The sequence below is a fragment of the Falsiroseomonas stagni DSM 19981 genome, assembly GCF_900114315.1.
GTDB lineage: Bacteria > Pseudomonadota > Alphaproteobacteria > Acetobacterales > Acetobacteraceae > Falsiroseomonas > Falsiroseomonas stagni.
Window position 1 is genome coordinate 883,814 of the sequence record NZ_FOSQ01000001.1, and the last position, 18,920, is coordinate 902,733.

At 73.1% G+C, this 18,920-nt stretch carries 18 protein-coding genes; 13 read left to right on the forward strand and 5 right to left on the reverse strand.

The window, feature by feature from the left end:
• Positions 1–77 precede the first annotated feature (77 nt).
• The 3 genes from BM041_RS04155 (at position 78) to BM041_RS04165 (ending at position 1,769) form a co-directional block, all read left to right on the forward strand.
• Positions 78–1,043 (forward strand): Bug family tripartite tricarboxylate transporter substrate binding protein, encoded by a 966-nt coding sequence (locus BM041_RS04155; RefSeq protein ID WP_217648608.1) that lies wholly within the window; start codon positions 78–80, stop codon positions 1,041–1,043.
• Positions 1,044–1,097: 54 nt separating this feature from the next.
• A complete protein-coding gene (locus tag BM041_RS04160) occupies positions 1,098–1,424 on the forward strand; it encodes a hypothetical protein (RefSeq protein WP_092955847.1) in 327 nt (108 codons plus the stop codon).
• 96 nt (positions 1,425–1,520) lie between these two features.
• Complete coding sequence (locus BM041_RS04165; RefSeq protein ID WP_092955850.1) at positions 1,521–1,769, forward strand: DUF3126 family protein; 249 nt, start codon at positions 1,521–1,523, stop codon at positions 1,767–1,769.
• A 7-nt stretch (positions 1,770–1,776) separates the two neighbouring features.
• On the opposite strand, the gene BM041_RS04170 is transcribed toward BM041_RS04165, so the two are convergent.
• From BM041_RS04170 to BM041_RS04185, 4 genes are all read right to left on the reverse strand, one after another.
• On the reverse strand, positions 1,777–2,961 hold the full coding sequence (locus BM041_RS04170; protein WP_175533723.1) for an MFS transporter: 1,185 nt from the start codon (positions 2,959–2,961) through the stop codon (positions 1,777–1,779).
• 87 nt (positions 2,962–3,048) lie between these two features.
• On the reverse strand, positions 3,049–3,372 hold the full coding sequence (locus BM041_RS04175) for a hypothetical protein (RefSeq protein WP_092955856.1): 324 nt from the start codon (positions 3,370–3,372) through the stop codon (positions 3,049–3,051).
• 36 nt (positions 3,373–3,408) lie between these two features.
• Complete coding sequence (locus BM041_RS04180; RefSeq protein ID WP_092955859.1) at positions 3,409–5,475, reverse strand: protein-disulfide reductase DsbD family protein; 2,067 nt, start codon at positions 5,473–5,475, stop codon at positions 3,409–3,411.
• Between the two features lie 109 nt (positions 5,476–5,584).
• A complete protein-coding gene (locus tag BM041_RS04185; protein WP_092955862.1) occupies positions 5,585–6,259 on the reverse strand; it encodes a DUF4189 domain-containing protein in 675 nt (224 codons plus the stop codon).
• A 166-nt stretch (positions 6,260–6,425) separates the two neighbouring features.
• Between BM041_RS04185 and hrpB the strand changes: the two genes are divergently transcribed.
• Positions 6,426–8,888: an ATP-dependent helicase HrpB gene (gene hrpB, locus BM041_RS04190; RefSeq protein ID WP_092955865.1), complete on the forward strand. Its 2,463-nt coding sequence runs from the start codon at positions 6,426–6,428 to the stop codon at positions 8,886–8,888.
• A 79-nt stretch (positions 8,889–8,967) separates the two neighbouring features.
• Here the strand turns inward: hrpB and BM041_RS04195 are convergent, their stop codons facing one another.
• A complete protein-coding gene (locus BM041_RS04195; RefSeq protein ID WP_092955868.1) occupies positions 8,968–9,906 on the reverse strand; it encodes an alpha/beta hydrolase in 939 nt (312 codons plus the stop codon).
• A gap of 370 nt (positions 9,907–10,276) precedes the next feature.
• On the opposite strand from BM041_RS04195, the gene BM041_RS04200 reads away from it, so the two are divergent.
• The 9 genes from BM041_RS04200 to BM041_RS04240 all read left to right on the forward strand — a co-directional run bounded on the left by BM041_RS04200 (position 10,277) and on the right by BM041_RS04240 (position 18,878).
• Positions 10,277–11,383: a trypsin-like peptidase domain-containing protein gene (locus BM041_RS04200; protein ID WP_092955871.1), complete on the forward strand. Its 1,107-nt coding sequence runs from the start codon at positions 10,277–10,279 to the stop codon at positions 11,381–11,383.
• A gap of 55 nt (positions 11,384–11,438) precedes the next feature.
• Positions 11,439–12,239: a C13 family peptidase gene (locus BM041_RS04205; protein WP_092955874.1), complete on the forward strand. Its 801-nt coding sequence runs from the start codon at positions 11,439–11,441 to the stop codon at positions 12,237–12,239.
• A 91-nt stretch (positions 12,240–12,330) separates the two neighbouring features.
• Complete coding sequence (locus BM041_RS04210) at positions 12,331–13,011, forward strand: winged helix-turn-helix domain-containing protein (protein WP_092955877.1); 681 nt, start codon at positions 12,331–12,333, stop codon at positions 13,009–13,011.
• A gap of 37 nt (positions 13,012–13,048) precedes the next feature.
• Entirely contained in the window at positions 13,049–14,449 is a 1,401-nt protein-coding gene (locus BM041_RS04215; protein ID WP_092955880.1) for a HAMP domain-containing sensor histidine kinase, read from the forward strand.
• 99 nt (positions 14,450–14,548) lie between these two features.
• On the forward strand, positions 14,549–14,803 hold the full coding sequence (locus BM041_RS04220; protein WP_092955882.1) for a hypothetical protein: 255 nt from the start codon (positions 14,549–14,551) through the stop codon (positions 14,801–14,803).
• A gap of 27 nt (positions 14,804–14,830) precedes the next feature.
• Positions 14,831–15,955: a YbfB/YjiJ family MFS transporter gene (locus tag BM041_RS04225; protein ID WP_092955885.1), complete on the forward strand. Its 1,125-nt coding sequence runs from the start codon at positions 14,831–14,833 to the stop codon at positions 15,953–15,955.
• Positions 15,956–16,226: 271 nt separating this feature from the next.
• The gene (locus BM041_RS04230) at positions 16,227–17,411 is read left to right on the forward strand and encodes a CaiB/BaiF CoA transferase family protein (RefSeq protein ID WP_092955888.1); all 1,185 of its coding nucleotides are present in this window, start codon (positions 16,227–16,229) and stop codon (positions 17,409–17,411) included.
• 5 nt (positions 17,412–17,416) lie between these two features.
• Positions 17,417–18,325, forward strand: coding sequence for a hydroxymethylglutaryl-CoA lyase (locus BM041_RS04235; protein ID WP_092955891.1), 909 nt, complete (start codon positions 17,417–17,419; stop codon positions 18,323–18,325).
• Positions 18,326–18,368: 43 nt separating this feature from the next.
• A complete protein-coding gene (locus BM041_RS04240) occupies positions 18,369–18,878 on the forward strand; it encodes a CHAP domain-containing protein (protein WP_092955894.1) in 510 nt (169 codons plus the stop codon).
• The last annotated feature ends 42 nt before the right edge of the window (positions 18,879–18,920 follow it).

Genomic DNA, 18,920 nt, shown 5'->3' on the forward strand with positions numbered 1-18,920 from the left:
GGAAGCCTCGACAGGCGGCGCGACACAGACGAGCATCCGGGCAACGACAACGGGAGAACGAACCAATGCTTCGCCGCGTGCTGCTTGCCGCCCCCGCCCTGCTGGCCCTGCCGGGCATCGCCCGTGCCCAGGCCTGGCCGCAGCGCGACCTTCGCCTGATCGTGCCCTTTCCGCCGGGCGGCACCACGGATGTGGTCGCGCGCATGCTGGCGGGCGCGATGCGGGAGAGGATCGGCCGCGCCGTGGTGGTGGAGAACCAGCCGGGCGCGGGCAGCACCACGGCCGCCGGGCGATTCGCACGCGAAGCGGATGACCATGCGCTGTTCCTGTCGCAGATCGCGTCCCACGCGATCGGCCCCGCGCTGTTCCCCAACCTGCCCTACGACCCCGAGCGTGATTTCCGCGCGGTGACGCTGGTGGTGACGGTGCCGAATGTCTGGGTGGCGAATGCGCGCAACGTGCCGGGCGGCGATGTGCGCGCCCTGCTGCGCGATGCCCGCGCGCGGCCGATGATCCGCACCTTCGCCTCCGCCGGCAACGGCACCTCGACCCACCTGACCGGGGAGCTGATCGCGCAATTGGCGCGCGCGCCGATGCAGCATGTGCCCTATCGCGGCGCCGGGCCCGGCATGGCGGCGGTGATGGGCGGGGAGGTCGATACCTTCATCGACAACCTGCCCACCGCCATCCCGCAGATCCGCGCCGGCACGGTGGTGGCGCTGGCGGTGACATCGCGGGCGCGGCTGCCGGACCTGCCCGATGTGCCGGCGCTGTCCGAACTGGGTGAGGAATTCGGCCTGGCGGGCTTCGAGGCGGAAGCCTGGTTCGGCCTGCACGCCCATCGCAGCGCGCCGGATGCGGTGGTGGACAGCATGGCGGATGCCGCCCGCGCGGCGCTGGCCGATCCGGGCTTCGTACGGCAACTGGCGGAGCGCGGCACGCAGGCCCGGGGCGGCCCGCCGGCCGACTATGCCGCGCTGGTGGCGGCGGAGCGCATCCGCTGGCGGGACGTGGTGCGCCAAGGGAACATCCGGGCCGATTGACCGCGTGGGGCCGCGCGGCCCATGAGGGTGGTTCACCACCGGGGGCCGCGCGCCATGACCAAGGAAGAACTCACGGCCTGGGCGCTGTCCAATGGCTGGACGATGATGGCGGGCATGCCGAGCCTGACCAAGCCGCGATCGCCCAAGGAAGCGATCGTGCGCCTCGTCCTCAAGGCGACGGTGGTGAATGTCGAGGTGAAGAAGCCCGCGGGTAAGTGGGAGAAGATGACGGGCGCCGCCTATGGCGACGTGCATCCGGACCCCGATACCGGCCTGCCGAAGGGCCTCGGCCTCGATACCATCACCGGCTTCACCATGCTGATGCAGGAGAACCGGGACCGGATGGTCTTCGCGAAGATGACCGGCAAGCCCGCTTTCTGAACGCTGCTTAACCTTCCCGCGGCGGCGGCTGCCTCGACCGGCGGCGTTCGGCGGTGCATAGGGGCGCCCGATCGCTGTCATGGGAGTGTTACCGGGATGAAGCCGACCGAAATCGCGCGCGTGCAGGCCTATCTGCGCCGCATCCTGGGTTCGGACCGGATCACGCTGATCGCCCCGCCCCGGGCGGGCCTGACGGTGGAGGTCGCGGTGGAGGGCGAGGTGATCGGCACCGTCCACCGCGATGACGAGGAGGGCGAGGTCTCCTACGCCGTCACGCTGAGCATTCTTGAGGAAGACCTGCCGCCGGCGCCTGCCGCCGCGCCCGCGCCGCGCGGGCGCAAGTAGTCGCCCTTCAGGCGGTGGCCCTGCTGGGCCACCGCCGGAGCGACCAGAAGCAGGCCGCGCCCGCCGCATAGGCGGCGATGGAAAGCAGGAAGGCGAGCCGGTAGCTGCCCGACAGGTCGAAGACCAGGCCGGCGCCCCAGGACCCCAGCGCCGCGCCCAGCCCCGACCCCACGGTGATGACGCCGAGGATGGTGCCGAGCCTCGGGCCCGGGAACAGGTCCGCCGTCTTGGCGGTGATGGCCGGGCCCCGCGCGCCCCAGGTCAGCCCGAACAGCACGGCGTGCAGCCAGAGCAGCGCATGGTCGCCCGGCCCGGTAATGGCCAGCGCGCAGAGGCAGCCGATGATGGAAATGCCGTAGGCCAGCAGGGCCGACATCTCCCGCCCGATATGGTCGGACAGCGTGCCGGTCAGGATCACGCCGGGCAGCGCCAGGAAGGCGCCGGCACCCAGGACGCCCGCGGCATAAAGCGGGTCGAACCCCGCATCCACCGCGAAGGCGATCTGGTGGAGGGAGACGAGGAAGCTGCCGACGCTGGTCAGCATGTAGACCAGGAACAGCACCCAGAAGCGCCGCGTGCGCACGGCCGCGGCCAGGGTCCATTGCGGCCCGGTGGCGGCGGGCGGCGCCGGCGCTGCGCCATCCGTGGCGGGCGGCTTGCGGCGGAACAGCGCGGCCAGCGGCAGGGTGACGGCAGCCAGCGCCGCGGCCTCCACCAGCGTTGCCATCCGCCAGCCGATGCCGCTGATCAGCATCTGCGCGACGGGGGCGGAGACGGCGCGGCCGAAGGCATTGGCGGATTGCAGGACGGAGATGGACATCCCTCGCCGCCCCGGGAACAGCCCGGCCACCAGGGGGACGAAGACCAGCAGGCCGAGGCAATTGGCGCCGACCGTCATCACCACGCCATACAGCAGCACCACCTGCCACAGCGCCCCGGCCTGGGAGGTGCCGATGAGGCCCGTCATCAGCAGGCCCGATCCCAGCAGCACCATGCGGGACGGGCCGATCCGGTCCACCAGGTAGCCAACCAGGGGCGAACTGAGCCCGGCGACGAGCTGCGCGACGGAATAGGCCAGGCTGGCTTCCGCCCGCGTCCAGCCGAATTCCGCGATGAAGGCCAGCAGGAAGACGGTGTAGGCGTGCATCAGGCTGGCGCCGATGCTGAAGGCCAGGAAGGCGCCCCCCAGCATGATCCACGCGTGGTTGCTCGGTCGGTCGCGCGGCGCGGGGGATGGCATCACCCCGGATGCTAGGGGTGCTCCGCGAGCCGGCGCAATTCAGCGGTACGGGTAGCCGCCCCGCGGCTGGCGCGGGTCGATCAGGATCTGCGGCTGGAAGGGCATGGGCGACATCTGCTGGTTGGGCAGGGTGGGCGCGGCCAGGGCCTCGCCGCAGGAGGGGCGGAGGATGCCGCAATCCCAGCGGTGGCCGGATTGGACGCCGGTGATGCTGCCGCCACGCTCATACCGGCATTCGCACAGCTTGCCCGACATGCAGGCGACCGTGCCCGCGCGCTGCGGCCCGCAGGCCGGGGGCTGCTGGGCGATGGCGGGCAGGGACGACGCGGCCAGGGCGAGAAGCACGGACAATGCGCGGATCATGCGCCGCACCCTGCGCGGGAGGCATGACCGGAGTGTTTACGCGCCCCCACCCAGTGCTTCGAGGACCACGCCCTCGGTCAGGATCTGCGGCAGCACCACGGGCGCGGCGGCGCCGGGCGCCCAGAACAGGTACAGCGGCACGCCATCCCGCCCCTGGTCGCGCAGCAGGGCCGTGATGGCGGGGTCGCCGCGCGTCCAATCCGCCTTGAGGTAGGCGACCCCCCGGGCCGCGAAGGCGTCCCGGACGGCGGAGGCCCGGAGCGCGACCCGTTCATTCACCTGGCAGGTGATGCACCAGGCGGCGGTGGCGTTGACGAAGACGGGGCGGCCTTCCGCGCGCAGGGCCTCCACCCGCGCGGCGGACCAGGGCTCGGCGCCCGGATCGGCGGCGGCGGCCGCGGCGGGGGCGGCGGAGAGGCGCGGCAGCAGGGCGACGGCGACGATGACGGCAAGGCCCATGCCGATGGCGCCCGCCACGCGTCCGCGCGGCGCGCCGGCCTGCTGCGCCAGGCCGAGGCCCCAGAGCCCGGCCGCCAGCACCACCGCGCCGCCGAGGCCGAACAGCACGCCATCCGGCCCCGCCTGCTGCGCCAGCACCCAGACCAGCCAGGCGCTCGCGCCATACATCGGGAAGGCGAGGCCCTGGCGCAGCCTTTCCATCCAGGGGCCGGGACGGGGCAGCCGCCGCGCCAGCCCGGGAAAGACGCCAAGCAGCGCATAGGGCAGCGCCAGGCCGAGGCCGAGGGCCAGGAACACCGCCATGGTCCCCGCCGGCGGCATGACCAGCGCGGCGCCGAGCGCCGCCGCCATGAAGGGCGCCGTGCAGGGCGTGGCCAGCAGCACCGCGAGGCCGCCCGTGGCGAAGGCGCCGAGATGCCCGCCGCGCCCCGCCACCGACTGGCCCGCGCCGACCGTGGCGCCCATGGCGAAGACGCCCGACAGGTTCAGACCCACCGCCAGCATCAGCCAGGCCATGACGGCGACGAAGGCGGGTTCGGTGAACTGGAAGCCCCAGCCGGCGGCGCTGCCGCCCGCCCGCAGCGCGATCAGCGCGCCGCCGACCAGCGCGAAGCACACCAGCACCCCCGCGGTGTAGCTGGCGGCATGCAGCCGCACCTCCCGCGCCGCGCCGCCGGACAGGCGCGCGAGGCCGATGGCCTTCATCGCCAGCACGGGGAAGACGCAGGGCATCAGGTTCAGGATCAGCCCGCCGGCCAGGGCCAGCAGCATGGCGTGCCACAGCGCAAGGCCGCCCGCGGCCTCCGGCGGGCCGCCAACGCCGGTGGAGACATCGAAGCCCGCGCGCTGCCCGCCGCCATCGCGCAGCACGACCGTCCCGTCGATCGATCCGGGCGTGGCGACGCCTTGCGCCAGGGTCAGGCCGATGGTCAGCGACCCGTCCCGCACCGTCACGGCCTGGGGCGCGGTGTTGTCCAGCAGGCCGGGCTCCGCCGGGAAGAACAGCGCATCCTTCACCGCGGCCGGGCCGATGCCGGCGCCCGCCAGCGTCAGGCTCGCCCGCCCGCCACCCGCGCCGGCGCGGGCCTGCCAGGGGGAGGGGCGCGCCAGCCGCGCCTCCGCCGCCTCGAACCAGGGTGCCGCGATGGGAGAGGGCACGGCACGCGGCGCGACCGGAATGGTGAGGGTGAAGACCCCCTCCTCCGGGATGCAGACATCGGCGCAGACCAGCCAGCTGGCCTCCGCCCGTAAGGCCAGCGAATCCCCGGTGAAGCCGGCGGGCAGGCTGACCGGCAGCGGCAGCAGGACCTCGTTCTTGTAGCCGTAGTTCACCAGCGGGCCGTAGGGGATGCGGTCCGGGATCGGCCACTGGATCGCGCCGGCGGAAACGCCTTCCGGCAGCGTGAGCGTGACTTCCGGCGGCGCGCCCGCATCGCCGGCATTGCGCCAGTAGGTGTGCCAGCCCTCCGCCAGGCGCAGCCGCAGGCCGAGGCGGAACGCCTCGCCCGGCGCCACGGCGGCGACATCCGCGGCGAGGGTGACGGTGGCGCGGGGGGAACGGGCAGGCGCGCTTTCCACCGCCTGGGCGGCCAGGGGCAGGGCAGCCAGGGTCAGGCCGAGCAGGAGGGCCGGGAGGCGCGACATGGGGAGGTGTCTAGCATGGAATGCGCCCAGCGCAGCGCGAGGGAGCATTTCGGCGTGTAACGAGGCCGCACCCCCCGCCAGGGGCGTGACGCCCCAGGACCGTCAGCCGTCAGCCGCGCTGGCCGGCACAGGCGGCCGCCACGACGCGGCAATTCGCCTGGGGGTCGCGGGAGCGGCACTCCGCCAGCGCCGCACGCTCCGCCTGGTCCTGCCGCGGGCCCGCGCCGGCGGAGAGGCTGGTGACGACATAGGAATTGGGGTCGCTGCTGATGAACAGCGCCCATTGGCTGCGCTTGTAGCCTTGCGCCACCGCGCCGCAGGCCTCGGTGAACTCGGCCAGCACACGGCAGCCCGGGCCCGCGGTGGTGCAGGCGCGCTCCGCGCTGCGATGCGCGGCCAGGCGGTCGGCTTCACCCACCACCATGCCGAAGGCCGGGGAAGGGGTGCGGGCGCCATAGACCACGCCATGCGTCGCGGCCGGGCGGGCGATGCGGGCGGTGGCCACGGGCTGCACCACCGCATCCCGCCCGCGCCCCGTCGCCTCCGCCGTGCCGCGCTCCGCCTGGCTGCGGAGGTAGGAGACGGCGGCATCGCAGCGCACGGAACAGGCCTGGGCCGCATTCGGCGCCGCGCCGCCGGGGCGGGAGGCCGCGGTCGCGAGGCATTCGGCGCGGCACAGCGCGGCGGTGTCCCGGTGCGGGCCAGGCGCGCGGCTGGATTGCTGGGAGGCGAGGGCCGGCAGGGCCATCAGGCAGAAAGCGGCGGCGAGGCTGGCGATACGCATGATCCTGGTCTTCCTGGTGGTGCGGCGGTCACGACCGCCTTCGTCGCGCCCTTCTGCACCAGGCCACGCACGGGGCGACTTCGCGCCATGCCGCGGGGTTGCGCCGCCGCTTCGTGCGTTTCATGCCATGTGACATCTGTTTCGCGGGGCGTTACGCCCTGGCCCCATGGACCTGCCCGATCTTCCCGTCACCGAGGCCCTGCCGCGGCTTACCGAGGCGCTGCGCGCCGGCAGCAACGCCGTGCTGGTCGCGCCACCAGGCGCGGGCAAGACGACGCTGGTGCCGATCGCGCTGATGGCGGAGCCCTGGGCGGAGGGTGGGAAGATCCTGGTGCTGGAACCCCGCCGCGTCGCCGCCCGCGCCGCCGCGCGCCGCATGGCGGATTTGATCGGGGAGGGGCAGCCCGGCGGGACCATCGGCCTCGCCACGCGGCTCGACCGGCTGGTGTCGGACCGCACGCGGGTGGAGGTGGTGACGGAAGGGCTGCTGGTGCGGCGCCTGCAATCGGACCCGGGCCTTGATGGCGTCGCCGCCGTGCTGTTCGACGAGGCGCATGAGCGGAACCTGGATACCGACCTGGCGCTGGCCTTCTGCCTCGACCTGCAGAAGGAACTCAGGCCTGAATTGCGGCTGCTGGCGATGTCCGCGACGCTGGATGTGGGGCGCTTCGCGGCGCTGCTGGGCGATTGCCCCGTCGTCGAAAGCATGGGGCGGCAATACCCCGTCGCGACCGACTACCGGATGCGCGACATCACCGAGGCACGCGACCTGCCGGAGGCGATGGCAAGCGCCATCCGGGCCGCGCTGGCCGACCATCCCGGCGATGTGCTGGCCTTCCTGCCGGGCTGGGGTGAGATCCGCCGGACGGCCGAGCGCCTGTCCGGGATCGCGGCGGAGGTGCTGCCTTTGCACGGGGAGATGCCGCCGGCGGAGCAGGACCGGGCGCTGAACCCCTCCGACCGGCGGAAGGTGGTGCTCGCGACCTCGATCGCGGAGACCTCGTTGACCGTGCCCGGCGTGCGGATCGTGGTGGATGGGGGGTTCCGGCGGACGCCGCGGCTCGATCCGGCCTCGGGCCTCGCCAGGCTGGTGACGGTGCGGATCAGCCGCGCGGCGGCGGACCAGCGGGCGGGGCGCGCGGGGCGCACCGCGCCTGGTGTCGCGATTCGGCTGTGGACGGAGGCGCTGCATCGCGGCCTGCCGCTGCAGGACCGGCCGGAAATCCTGGAGGCCGAATTGTCCGGCCTAGCGCTGGATTGCGCGGCCTGGGGGGCGGAACCGGCGCAGCTCTCCTTCCCCGATCCGCCCCCGGCTGGCGCGCTGGCCGCCGGGCGGGCGCTGCTGCGGGACCTGGATGCGCTGGACGAGGCGGGGCGCATCACGGCGATGGGCCGGGCCATGGCGCGCATGGGCACCCACCCCCGGCTCGCCCGGATGCTGCTGGCCGCGACGGATGAGGGGGAGAAGGCGCTGGCGGCGGATCTGGCCGCGCTGCTGGAGGAACGCGACCCGATCCGGGGGCGGGAGGCGCCGGCGGACATCAACCTGCGCCTTGAATTGCTGCATGGCGGGGACCATCGGGATGCGGACCGCGCGACGATCCACCGCATCGCCCGTGCGGCCGCGCTGCATCGCCGCCGCCTGCGGCTGCATGGCAATGCCCTGCCGGGGGGAGAGGCCGGGCCGCTGCTGGCGGCGGGGTTCCCGGACCGGATCGCGGCGCGGCGCGGCACGATGGAGGGCGCCTTCCGCCTGGCCTCGGGCCAGGGCGCGAGGCTCCCCGCCACGGACCGGCTGGGCAAGGCACCGCTGCTGGCGGTGGCGGACCTGGAACTGCAAGGCACGGAGGCGCGAATCCGCATGGCGGCGCCGCTGGACCGCGCGGCGCTGGAGGCGCGCTTCCCCGACCGGCTGCGGTGGCGGGAGGAAGCGGCCTTCGACCAGCGGGCCGGCGCGGTGCTCGCCCGGCGCCGCCTGATGTTCGGGCCGCTGGTGCTGGAGGAACACATCCTCGCGACCCCCGATGCCGCGACCGTCGCGGCGGCGCTGGCCACGGCGATCGCGGAGCGGGGGTTCCGCGACCTCGACTGGTCGGAGGGCGCGAAGCAGTTGCGGGCGCGAATCGGCTGGATGGCGCGGGTGGAGCCGGGGGAGTGGCCGGACCTGTCCGATTCCGTGCTGGCGGCGACGGCGGGGGATTGGCTGGCGCCGCATCTGCATGGCCGGACGAAGCTGTCGGAGGCCAAGGGGCTGGACCTCGTCGCCATCCTGCGCGGGATGTTGCCCCATGCGCAGGCGCGGCGGCTGGATGCGGCGCTGCCCGCCCGGCTCGATCTGCCGGCCGGCCGGAGTGCCGCGATCGATTATGACCGGGAGACGCCGACCCTGGAGGCGCGGGCGCAGCATCTGTTCGGGGTGGCCACCCTGCGGCCGCTGGCGGAGGGGCGGGTGAGGCTGAATGTCGCGCTGCTGTCGCCGGCTGGGCGGCCGGTGGCGGTGACGGCTGACCTGGCCGGCTTCTGGCGCGGCGGCTGGGCGGATGTGCGCAAGGACATGCGCGGGCGCTACCCGAAGCATCCCTGGCCGGAGGAGCCCTGGGCCGCGGAGCCGCCGGTGCCCAGGACCTGATCCCGCTGCCGGGCGGCATCGGGCCCTGGCACGCCTCGCCCGGCGCGGCCGGGCCTGACGCGGCCGGTGCCGGGGCCCGTCAGGGGGCGGGCGTCTTCCGGCCCAGCGCGGCCTGGATGAAGTCGCACACATCGGCCACGACGCCGTCGGGGCCGAACGGCGGCGGCATCATGATCGATGTGTGACTGGCAAGCGGATAGATGATGCTGCGCGCCTGCCCGCCGACGTGGCGGACCCTCTCCGCCAGCTCCGTCGAATCGCTGGGCCTTACGATGACATCGAGGCCCGCCCCGATCAGCAGCAGCGGGGGCGCCGAGGCATGGGCCAGCGCGATCGGGGAGCTTTCCCGGCGCAGTTCCACCGGGAATACGCCGGAGACGAGGAAGTTCTCCTGAAACCATGTGCCGTAGGGGCCGGCAATGCCGATCGCACCAGCCAGGCGGATGCCGTGGGCGGTGAGGAAGTGGTCATCCATGGCGAGCATGACCGCGATATGGCCGCCCGCGGAGTGACCGGCCGTGAAGATCGCGTCGCGGTTGCCGCCGAACTGCGCGACATTGCGGCTTGCCCATTCGACCGCGCGAGCACCGTCCTCGACAAAGCCGGGGAAGGTCACCTCCGGGTAAAGCCTGTAGTTGGCCAGGATCACGACCGTGCCGCGCTCCGCCAGTTGGCGGGCGCACAGGTGCATCTGCCATTCGTCGCGGCTGCCGGTCTGCCAGAAGCCGCCATGGAAGGCGACAATGACGGGCCAGCCCCCGACCGGTGGCGTATCGACGGGGTGATAGAGGCCGACCTGGTGCCGTTCGGCGGGCCCGTAGGACAGGTCGTCGATGAAGCGGACCCCTTCCCGCAGCGGCGCGACGTTCGGCTGGGTCGATGGACCCGACCAGCAGCCGGACAGGCCCAGGGAGAGTGCGGCAAGGGCACCTGCCACGATTCCGCGGCGCGGGGAGGAAGGCATGCCCGGCACGCCGATTGGGGCGGCTGTCGGATAAGGGGGGGCGTGCAGATGCATCAGGGTCCTCAGGACCGCCACGCAATCCGCGTTGCGCCGCGTTCGCTTGGTTGCCGGCGGCGGGTCGCGGCGCTGTCTCGACTGGATTCTGCGCGCTGCGGGCCAACGGGCTGCACGCCGCTACGCCTCGCAACTATGTGATACGGCTGGAAAATAAGTAGGCTTAGAACAGAAGACTATTGTGGAGTGGAACGAACTTCGGGAAGTGTCGGGACGCGTCGCCTGGTCCGCTGGAGCGCTGGTGTAACGCTGGGCAGCACTGCCAAATCGGCGTGCCGGCCCGCGCATGGGTCGGCCAGCATGGCGCGAGGCGGCAAAGTGCCTATATCGACGCTCGCCCTTGCTCGCGTCCTACCTAGCCGGAGCTCGCATGCCCTCCTCGATCAGCCGTCGTGCCCTGGCCGGCCTTGCCCTGGTTCCCGTGGTCGGCTGCGCCGTCCCGCCCGCCCGGGCGCAGCGGGGGGCGTTGTTGCCGGATTTCGCCGATCTGGCGGAACGCGTGCTGCCGGCGGTGGTGAACATCGCCGTCACCTCCGAACAGCGGGGCGAGATCCCGCAAGAGCTGCGCGGCACGCCCTTCGAGCGCTATTTCCGCGACCGCTTCCGTGGCCGCGGCCAGCCGGTGCAGGGGGCGGGGTCGGGCTTCATCATCGATCCCTCCGGCCTCGTCGTCACCAACAACCACGTCATCGGCAACGCGACCCGCGTGGTGGTGGCGCTGCAGAATGGCCAGGAATACCAGGCGCGGCTGGTCGGGGTGGATGACCTGACGGATCTGGCGCTGCTGCGGGTGGAGGCGCGGGGCGCGCTGCCATCCGTGCCCTGGGGAAGCTCGGCGTCCATGCGCGTCGGGAATTGGGTGCTGGCCGCGGGCAATCCCTTCGGGCTCGGCGGTTCCATCACCTCCGGCATCGTCTCCGCGCGGGGGCGGGAGATCGGGGCGGGGCCCTTCGACGACTTCATCCAGACCGATGCGCCGATCAATCCCGGCAATTCCGGCGGCCCGCTGTTCAACACGGCGGGGGAGGTGATCGGCATCAACACGGCGATCTATTCACCCTCCGGCACCTCCGCCGGCATCGGCTTCGCGGTGCCGTCCGACCTGGCGCGGGGCGTGATCGACCAGCTGCGCACCAGCGGGCGGGTGGAACGCGGCTGGCTCGGCGTGTCGGTCCAGGATGTGGGCGGGCCGGAGGAGGCGCCGCGGCGAGCCGGCGCGCCCGCCGCGGCCGCCACGCCGCGTGGCGTGCTGGTGGCGGGGGTGGAGCGCGGGAGCCCGGCGGCGCGGGCGGGGCTCCGGCCCGGGGACCAGGTGCTGGCCATCAATGGCGACAAGGTCGAGACATCCCGGGCCCTGGTGCGCGGCATCGCGGCCATCCCGCCGGGCCAGACCGTGCGGCTGTCCATCCTGCGGGAGGGGCGGCCGAGCGAGCTGCCCGTGCAGGTCGGCCGCCGCCCTGCGCAGCCGCAGGGATGATTTGAAGCGGCGCCGGTACCCTGGCAGGCTGCGGGTCCGGGATGAGAGGTGCCGCATGAGGATGAGAGCCCTGTTGGCCCTGCTGGCCGTGCTGGCGATGTCCGGCCTGCCTGCGGCCGCCCAGCCGGCGGGGGCGCAGCAGGCGGGTATCCGCTGGCGGGCGGTGCTGGTGGCGGGCGATCCCACGCTGCCCGTCTGGGACAATGCCGCGCGGGCCCTGGCGGAACGGCTGACCGCCGCGGGCATCGTCGTGCCCGGCCAGGTCACGCGGCTTTCCGCCCGGCCGCAGGAAGCGGCATCCGGCGCGCGGCCGGGCGGCCTTCCCGCCACGATCGAGGCCATCCAGTCGCTGCGCCCCGCCGCCGGGGAGGGATGCCTGGTGTTCCTGACCATGCATGGCGCGCAGGATGCGGGGCTGGTCTTCGTGCCGGGCAACCAGGTGCTGACGCCCAATCTGCTCGACAAGGTGCTGCAACTCGGCTGCGGGAACGCGCCGACGCTGGTGGTTGCCTCCGGCTGCTACACAGGGTCCTTCGCCACGGGGGCGATGGCGCGGGACAACCGGGTGGTGCTGACGGCGGCGCGGCCGGACCGGTCCTCCTTCGGTTGCGGGGCGGGGTTCGAGCTGACGGTCTTCGACGACTGCCTGCTGCAATCCCTGGCGCAGGGCGGGCCGGTGGCGGGCATCCGGGAACGCACGCGGGATTGCGTGCAGGCGGAGGAGACGCGCCGCCGCGTCGCGCCGCCCTCCGAGCCCGCGGCGCATCTGGGCGCGGGGCTGCGGGACCTGGTGCTGCCGCCGCTGCCGGCGACGGCGGCGCCCGCGGTGCCGCCGCGGCGTTCCAAGACCGGGTGAAAGCCCGGTGTAAGCTCTTGCTTTCGGGGGCGTTGCCGCTGGCCCGCCCCAGGACTAGTGTCCGCGATCTCTCTGGATTGGTGCGAACGGCATGAGAATCCTTCTGGTGGAGGACGACGCCGAGGTGGCCCGCTTCGTGAAGAAGGGGCTGCAGGAGGCGGGGCATACGGTGGAACATGCGCCGAATGGCCGGGACGGGCTGTTCATGGCCGCGTCCGAGAGCTTCGACGTGCTGGTCCTCGACCGCATGCTGCCCGGCGGCGTTGATGGCGTGCGCCTGGTGGAGACGCTGCGTGGCCAGGGCAACCGCACGCCCGTGCTGTTCCTTTCCGCCCTGAATGCGGTGGATGAGCGGGTGAAGGGCCTCAAGGCCGGCGGCGACGACTACCTCACGAAGCCCTTCGCCTTCGCCGAATTGCTGGCGCGGGTGGAGGCGCTGGGCCGCCGCCCGGCGGCCGAGGTGCCGACCACGCGGCTGAAGGTGGCGGACCTGGAGCTCGACCTGCTGTCGCGCACCGTGACGCGGGGCGGGCGGAAGGTGGATGTGCAGCCGCGGGAGTTCCGGCTGCTGGAGCACCTGATGCGCCATGCCGGGCAGGTGGTGACGCGCACCATGCTGCTGGAGAAGGTCTGGGACTATCATTTCGACCCGCAGACCAACGTGATCGACGTGCATGTCAGCCGGCTGCGGCACAAGCTGGACAAGGGCTTCGACAAGCCGCTGATCCATACGGTGCGCAACGCGGGCTACATGATCCGCGCGGAAGCCTGAACCGCCGGACGCCGGATCGCCGGCCGGGAATGGCGTGATGCCGAATACGTCGCCGGCCAATCTGCCGCTGATCGGCCTGCTGCGCAGCGCATCGGGCCGCTTCGCGCTGCTGTTCACCGCCATGTTCGCCGCCGCCGCCACCGCGGCGGCCGTGGTGCTGTGGTGGAACACCGCGGGCGCGCTGGACCGGCAGACCGATGCCGCGATCCGCGCCGACGCCACCGCGCTGGTTGAACGCCAGCGGGATGCCGGGCTGACCGGCCTGGTCGCGGCCATCGAGGATCGCCTCGCCCTCGATGTGCAGAATGAGAGCCTGTACCTCCTGCTCGCCCCGGATCGTCGCGTGCTGGCGGGCAATCTGGCGGTCTGGCCGGGGGAGGCGGATGTCGATGCCCCCTGGATCCGCATGCCCCTGCTGCGCGACGGCACGGAAAGCGAGGCGCGGATGCTGCGCGTCGAACTCGCGGGGCAGCACAGGCTGCTGGTCGGGCGCGATGTGGCGGAGAAGCTGCGGCTTCGCGGGCTGCTGAGCGAGGGGATCGCCTGGGCGGCGTCATCCTCTGCCGCCATTGCGCTGCTGGGCGCCTGGCTGCTGCGCCGGTCGCTCGAACGGCGGCTGATGCCGGTCTACGGGACGGCGGCGGCGATCGGGGCGGGCGACCTGTCGCGCCGCGTGCCACTGTCCGACCGGCAGGATGAATTCGACCGGCTCGGCATGACGATGAACGCCATGCTGGACCGCATCGCGCAGTTGATGGAGGGCGTGCGTGGCGTGTCCGACGCCATCGCGCATGACCTCCGCACTCCCATCGCGCGGGCGCGCGCGAAGCTGGAGGAGGCACTGGGCGACGCGGCGGATGAGGAGGCGCTGCGCGCGGCGGTGGAGCAGGGGATCGCGGACCTCGACGGCATCGCGCGGGTCTTCAAGGCGGTGCTGCGCATCGCTGAGGTGGAGGCCGGCGCCCGGCGCGCCGCTTTCGCGCCGGTGGACATGGTGCCGACGCTGGCCGATGCCGCGGACCTCTACGGCGCCGCGGCGGAGGCGCGCGAGCAGGTGCTGGCGGTGGACCTGCCGGAGGCGCTGAACCTGGTGGGCGACCGCGACCTGCTGCTGCAGGCGGTGGCGAACCTGCTCGACAACGCCTTGAAGTTCACGCCGGATGGCGGGCGCGTCGCGCTGTCGGCGCGGGTGCTGGACGGGGTGGTGGAGATCGCCGTCGCGGATAGCGGACCCGGCCTGGCGCCGGATGATCGCGCCCGCGCCGGGGAACGGTTCTTCCGGGCCGATACCTCCCGCAACACGCCGGGTTCCGGCCTTGGGCTGTCGCTGGTGCGCGCCGTGGTGGCGCTGCATCGGGGGGATGTGGTGCTGGAGGATACGGTGCGGGGGCGGGAGCCGCCGGGGCTGACGGTGCGGCTGCGCCTGCCGTCGGGATGATGCCAAGGGCCGGTTCGTTGCGCCTGCGAATTGCCGCATGACGCCGGTTTCACGGGCAGGCCACGGGTTGGCCTGGGTGAGATTTGCCATGATCCGGGCATGCGCTTGCCGTCCCTGCTCTTCGGTGTTGCCCTTGCCGCCCCCGCGATCGCGGACCAGCCCTTGCGCGTCACCACCGACAGTCCGGAGTATTGCGGGCTGCTCGCCGCCCGGCTTTCGGCCCAGCAGGGGGCGGACCAGCAGGCCATGGCCCTGGCGGCGGAGGGGCTTCGGCTCTGCGACAGCGGGCATATCCGGACTGGCATCGCCAAGCTGCGCCGTGCGCTGCGGGCGGCCCACGCCCAGGGGGGATAGGGCCGGGGATAGGGCCCGCTTCTTCCCATGAAGTGGTGGCGGCCGGCGGTCGCGGGCTGGGGGGCGATCTGCGCCAGCATCGGGCTTGCGCGCTTCGCCTATGTGCCGCTGTTCCCGGCCATGGTCGCCGCCGGCTGGGTGGATGGCGGGGGCGGCGGGCTGCTGGGGGCGGCCAATCTGGCGGGCTACCTGGCGGGTGTCCTGGCGGGGCGGGGGCTGGCGCGGCGCGTCGGCGTGCCGCGGGCGCTGGATGCGGGCATGGCGCTGGCGGCGCTGTCCTTCGCGGCCTGTGCCGTGCAGGGCGGGCTGGCCTGGTTCTGCCTCTGGCGGGCGCTGGCCGGCGTGGCGGGCGGGTTCCTGATGGCGCTGTCCGGGCCCTCGGTGCAGGCGAGCGTGCCGGCGGAGGCGCGGGGACTCGCGGGTGGCATGGTGATGGCCGGGGCGGGCACCGGGGTGATGCTGGCGGGGCTGCTGGTGCCGCTGCTGCTGCAGGGTGGGCTGGCGGTGGCCTGGCTTGGCCTGTCGGTCGCCGTGCTGGCCATCTGGCTGGCGGTGCGCCCCTGGTGGCCGAACCCCGCCGCCGTGCCCGCGCCGGGGGTGGGAGAGGCCGTGCCCCGGGCGGTGCGGCTGCTGCTGGCCTATGGGCTGTCCGGCGCGGGGATGGTGGCGCCGATGGTCTACCTGGCGGATCTGGCGGTGCGGGGCAGGGGCCTGGCGGTGATGTCGGGCAGCCTGGTCTGGGTGCTGTTCGGCGCGGGTGCGGTGGCGGGCACGCTGCTCGGCGGGCGGATCGCGGGGCGGATCGGCGGGCGGCGGGCGCTGCCGGCCTGGATGGTGGTGCAGGTGGCGGCGCTGTCGGCGGCGCTGGTGCCGTGGTGGCCGGCGCTGCTGCTGGCCGCGCCACTGGGCGGCTTTGCCGGTGTCGGCGCCACGGCGGTGACGCTGGCGGCGGCGCGGGAGGTTGCGGGCGTGCAGGCCACCATCGTCTGGGTGCGGGCGACGGCGGGCTATGCGATTGCCCAGGCGGGCACGGCCTTCGCGCTGGCGGCGCTGTTCGCGGCGACGGCGGAAAGCCACGCGGCGGTGTTCGGCGCGGGGCTGGCGCTGTCGGTGGCCGCGCTGCTGGTGGCCTGGATGGGCCGGAAGGGCTGAGAAAAAATCAGCCGGGGCCCCCTTTCGGAAGCCCCGGCCAAGTTGGTGGGTGCCGGCAAGATCGGGGGGAAGTGGCCAGCACCCGGGAGGGAGAGACGGGCTGCGAAGATCGGCAACCCATGGGTGTTATCGCGCAGCGAGGTTTCCCGATCCTTTCCGGGGGGCCAACTTTTCGCTTGCGGCCATCGAATTCGCGTGAGCGGCCCCTGGCTGGCGATCCGCCCGCTTTGCGGTAAGGGAGGGCCGGGACCACGCCGGGACGGGATACAGCATGACGACGCCGCGGAACCTGCCGCTTGAGGGGCTGAAGGTGGTGGAACTCGGCCACTACATCGCCGGGCCCTTCGCCACGCGCCTGCTGGCCGATCTGGGCGCCGAGGTCATCAAGGTGGAGCCGCCGGAAGGCGACCCGATCCGCGGCTGGGGCAGCCGGCACAATGGCCATCCCGTCTGGTTCAGCATCCATGGCCGCAACAAGCTGTCCGTCACGCTCGACCTGAAGAAGCCGGAGGGGCGGGAGCGGCTGCGCAAGCTCTGCGCGCGGGCCGATGCGCTGGTGGAGAATTTCCGGCCCGGCTACCTGGAGCGCGTCGGGCTGGGGCCGGCGGCGCTGCACCAGGCCAATCCGCGCCTGATCATCGCCCGCGTCTCCGGCTACGGGCAGGACGGCCCCTATCGCGACAAGCCCGCCTTCGGCGCGATCGGGGAGGCGATGGGCGGGCTGCGTCACCTGACGGCGACGCCCGGCGTCACGGAACACGCGCCGCCGCGCTGCGGCGTTTCGATCAGCGATGACCTCGCGGGGATGTATGCGGCGCTGGCGGTGGCTTCCGCCTGCTGGGGCGTGAAGGGCGACCCGGCGGCGAAGGGGCGGGTGATCGATGTCGACCTCGTCTCCTCCGTCTTCTCCCTGATGGAGGGGATGCTGCCGGAATACGGGCTGACGGGGGCGATCCGGCAGCCCGCGGGATCGGCGATCCTGACGGCGGCGCCGACCAACACCTATCTCTGCGCGGATGGGAAGTGGCTCTGCGTGGCAGGCAATTCGGACCTGATCTACCACCGGCTGATGACGCTGATCGGGCGGGAGGATCTGCGCGACGACCCGCGCATGGCCGATAATCGCGGCCGCTGTGCCAATGCGCGCGAACTCGACGCCGCCATCGGCGCCTGGACCCGCACTTTGCCGGCGGCGGAGGCGCAGGAGCGGCTGGAGGCGGTGGATGTCCCGTGCTCCCGCCTGTTCGACATGCGCGACTGCGCGGAGGATCCGCATTTCCGCGCGCGGCAGACGGTGATGGAGGTGGCGGACCCGCTGGTGGGGGAGACGCTGCTGCATCCCGCGGCACCCTTCCGCTTCGACGGTATCGCGCCGCGGGAGATGGTGCGCTGGACGGGGCCGGCGGTCGGCGCGCACAACGACCATGTCTTTCGTGAACTGCTCGGGGAGGAATGACCGCGATGGAAGCCATCATCAGCGAGGTCGCGCCGCGCGACGGGCTGCAATCCATCGGCCCCTTCGTGGCCACCGAGACGAAGATCGAGCTGGTGCGGAAGCTCCACGCCGCCGGGCTGCGGCGGATGGAGATCGGCAGCTTCGTCAGCCCCCGGGCGATCCCGCAGATGGCGGATACGGGCGCGGTGCTGAAGGCGGCGCTCGCCCTGCCGGGGCTGGAGAGCACCGTGCTCGCCCCCAACCGCCGCGGGTTCGAGATGGCGCGGGATGCCGGGGCGCATCGCGTCGGCGTCTTCATGTCCGTGACCGAGAGCCACAACAAGGCGAATGTGAACCGCACGCGGGAGGAAAGCTTCGCCGATCTCTCCGGCATCGTGCGGGATGCCGTGGCATCGGGGATGAAGGTGCGGTTCAACCTCTCCTGCGCCTTCCACTGCCCGTTCGAGGGCGTGGTGCCGGAGCATGACGCGCTGGACTGGGTGGAGCGCGTCGTGGCGCTGGACCCCACCATCGAGATCGCGATCTGCGACACCACCGGCAATGCGGCGCCGGACCAGGTCGGGCGGGTCTTCGGCCATGCGATCCGGTCCTGGCCCGGCGCGGATGGCAAGCCGCGCATGGCCTTCCACGGGCATGACACCTACGGCCTGGGCGTCGCCAATTGCGCGGCGGCGTGGGAGGTGGGCTGCCGCGTGATCGACAGCGCGGCCGGTGGCCTGGGCGGCTGCCCCTTCGCGCCGGGCGCCACGGGCAATGTGGCGACGGAGGATGTGGCCTGGCTGATGCGCCGGATGGGCGTGGGCACGGGCATCGACTGGAAGGCGCTGCTGGAGGCTGCCGACTTCGCCGCCGCCATCCCGGGCGCGCTGCCGGGCGGGCGGATGCGGGCGGTGCCGGCGGCGCGCGCAGCCTGATTACGCCGTGGCGCCGCCATGATTGCGGCGCTAGAACAAGCGCATGCGTGCCGTCCTTGCCATGCTGCTGCTCGGCCTGGCTGCCTGCGGGTCCTCCCGCCAGGCGGGCCCGGCGACGGGCGCGCTGGCGCCGCACCGGGGGGAACTCGGCGAGCCGATTTCCTGCGTGCCCTATGCGCGGGCCCGGTCGGGCATCAGCCTGGCGGGGGATGCCTGGCAGTGGTGGGACGCGGCGGCCGGGCGGTATGATCGGGGGCGGGCGCCGCGGCCGGGCAGCGTGCTGGTCATCAACCGCACCGCGCGGATGCCATCGGGGCATGTGGCCGTCGTCTCCCGCGTCGTGAACAGCCGGGAAGTGACGGTGGACCACGCCAATTGGGCGTCGGGCGCCGCGCGGGGGCGGATCGCGACGGATCAGCGCGTGGTCGATGTATCGCCGCGCAACGACTGGTCGCTGGTCCGGGTCTGGTATCCGCGGATCAACGACCTTGGCACCACGGCCTTTCCGGCGCGGGGTTTCGTGCATTCCCAGATGGCGATGGCCGGACGCTGACACGGCGGCGCGTTGAGGCGGGGGCCGCAGTCAGGCATTCTC

Coding starts and splice junctions, on each gene's coding strand:
- BM041_RS04160 (WP_092955847.1), top strand. CDS start 1,098: ATGACCAAGGAAGAACTCACGGCCTGGGCGCTGTCCAATGGCTGGACG.
- BM041_RS04165 (WP_092955850.1), top strand. CDS start 1,521: ATGAAGCCGACCGAAATCGCGCGCGTGCAGGCCTATCTGCGCCGCATC.
- BM041_RS04170 (WP_175533723.1), bottom strand. CDS start 2,961: ATGCTGGGGGGCGCCTTCCTGGCCTTCAGCATCGGCGCCAGCCTGATG.
- BM041_RS04175 (WP_092955856.1), bottom strand. CDS start 3,372: ATGATCCGCGCATTGTCCGTGCTTCTCGCCCTGGCCGCGTCGTCCCTG.
- BM041_RS04180 (WP_092955859.1), bottom strand. CDS start 5,475: ATGTCGCGCCTCCCGGCCCTCCTGCTCGGCCTGACCCTGGCTGCCCTG.
- BM041_RS04185 (WP_092955862.1), bottom strand. CDS start 6,259: ATGCGTATCGCCAGCCTCGCCGCCGCTTTCTGCCTGATGGCCCTGCCG.
- hrpB (WP_092955865.1), top strand. CDS start 6,426: ATGGACCTGCCCGATCTTCCCGTCACCGAGGCCCTGCCGCGGCTTACC.
- BM041_RS04195 (WP_092955868.1), bottom strand. CDS start 9,906: ATGCATCTGCACGCCCCCCCTTATCCGACAGCCGCCCCAATCGGCGTG.
- BM041_RS04200 (WP_092955871.1), top strand. CDS start 10,277: ATGCCCTCCTCGATCAGCCGTCGTGCCCTGGCCGGCCTTGCCCTGGTT.
- BM041_RS04205 (WP_092955874.1), top strand. CDS start 11,439: ATGAGGATGAGAGCCCTGTTGGCCCTGCTGGCCGTGCTGGCGATGTCC.
- BM041_RS04210 (WP_092955877.1), top strand. CDS start 12,331: ATGAGAATCCTTCTGGTGGAGGACGACGCCGAGGTGGCCCGCTTCGTG.
- BM041_RS04215 (WP_092955880.1), top strand. CDS start 13,049: ATGCCGAATACGTCGCCGGCCAATCTGCCGCTGATCGGCCTGCTGCGC.
- BM041_RS04220 (WP_092955882.1), top strand. CDS start 14,549: ATGCGCTTGCCGTCCCTGCTCTTCGGTGTTGCCCTTGCCGCCCCCGCG.
- BM041_RS04225 (WP_092955885.1), top strand. CDS start 14,831: ATGAAGTGGTGGCGGCCGGCGGTCGCGGGCTGGGGGGCGATCTGCGCC.
- BM041_RS04230 (WP_092955888.1), top strand. CDS start 16,227: ATGACGACGCCGCGGAACCTGCCGCTTGAGGGGCTGAAGGTGGTGGAA.
- BM041_RS04235 (WP_092955891.1), top strand. CDS start 17,417: ATGGAAGCCATCATCAGCGAGGTCGCGCCGCGCGACGGGCTGCAATCC.
- BM041_RS04240 (WP_092955894.1), top strand. CDS start 18,369: ATGCGTGCCGTCCTTGCCATGCTGCTGCTCGGCCTGGCTGCCTGCGGG.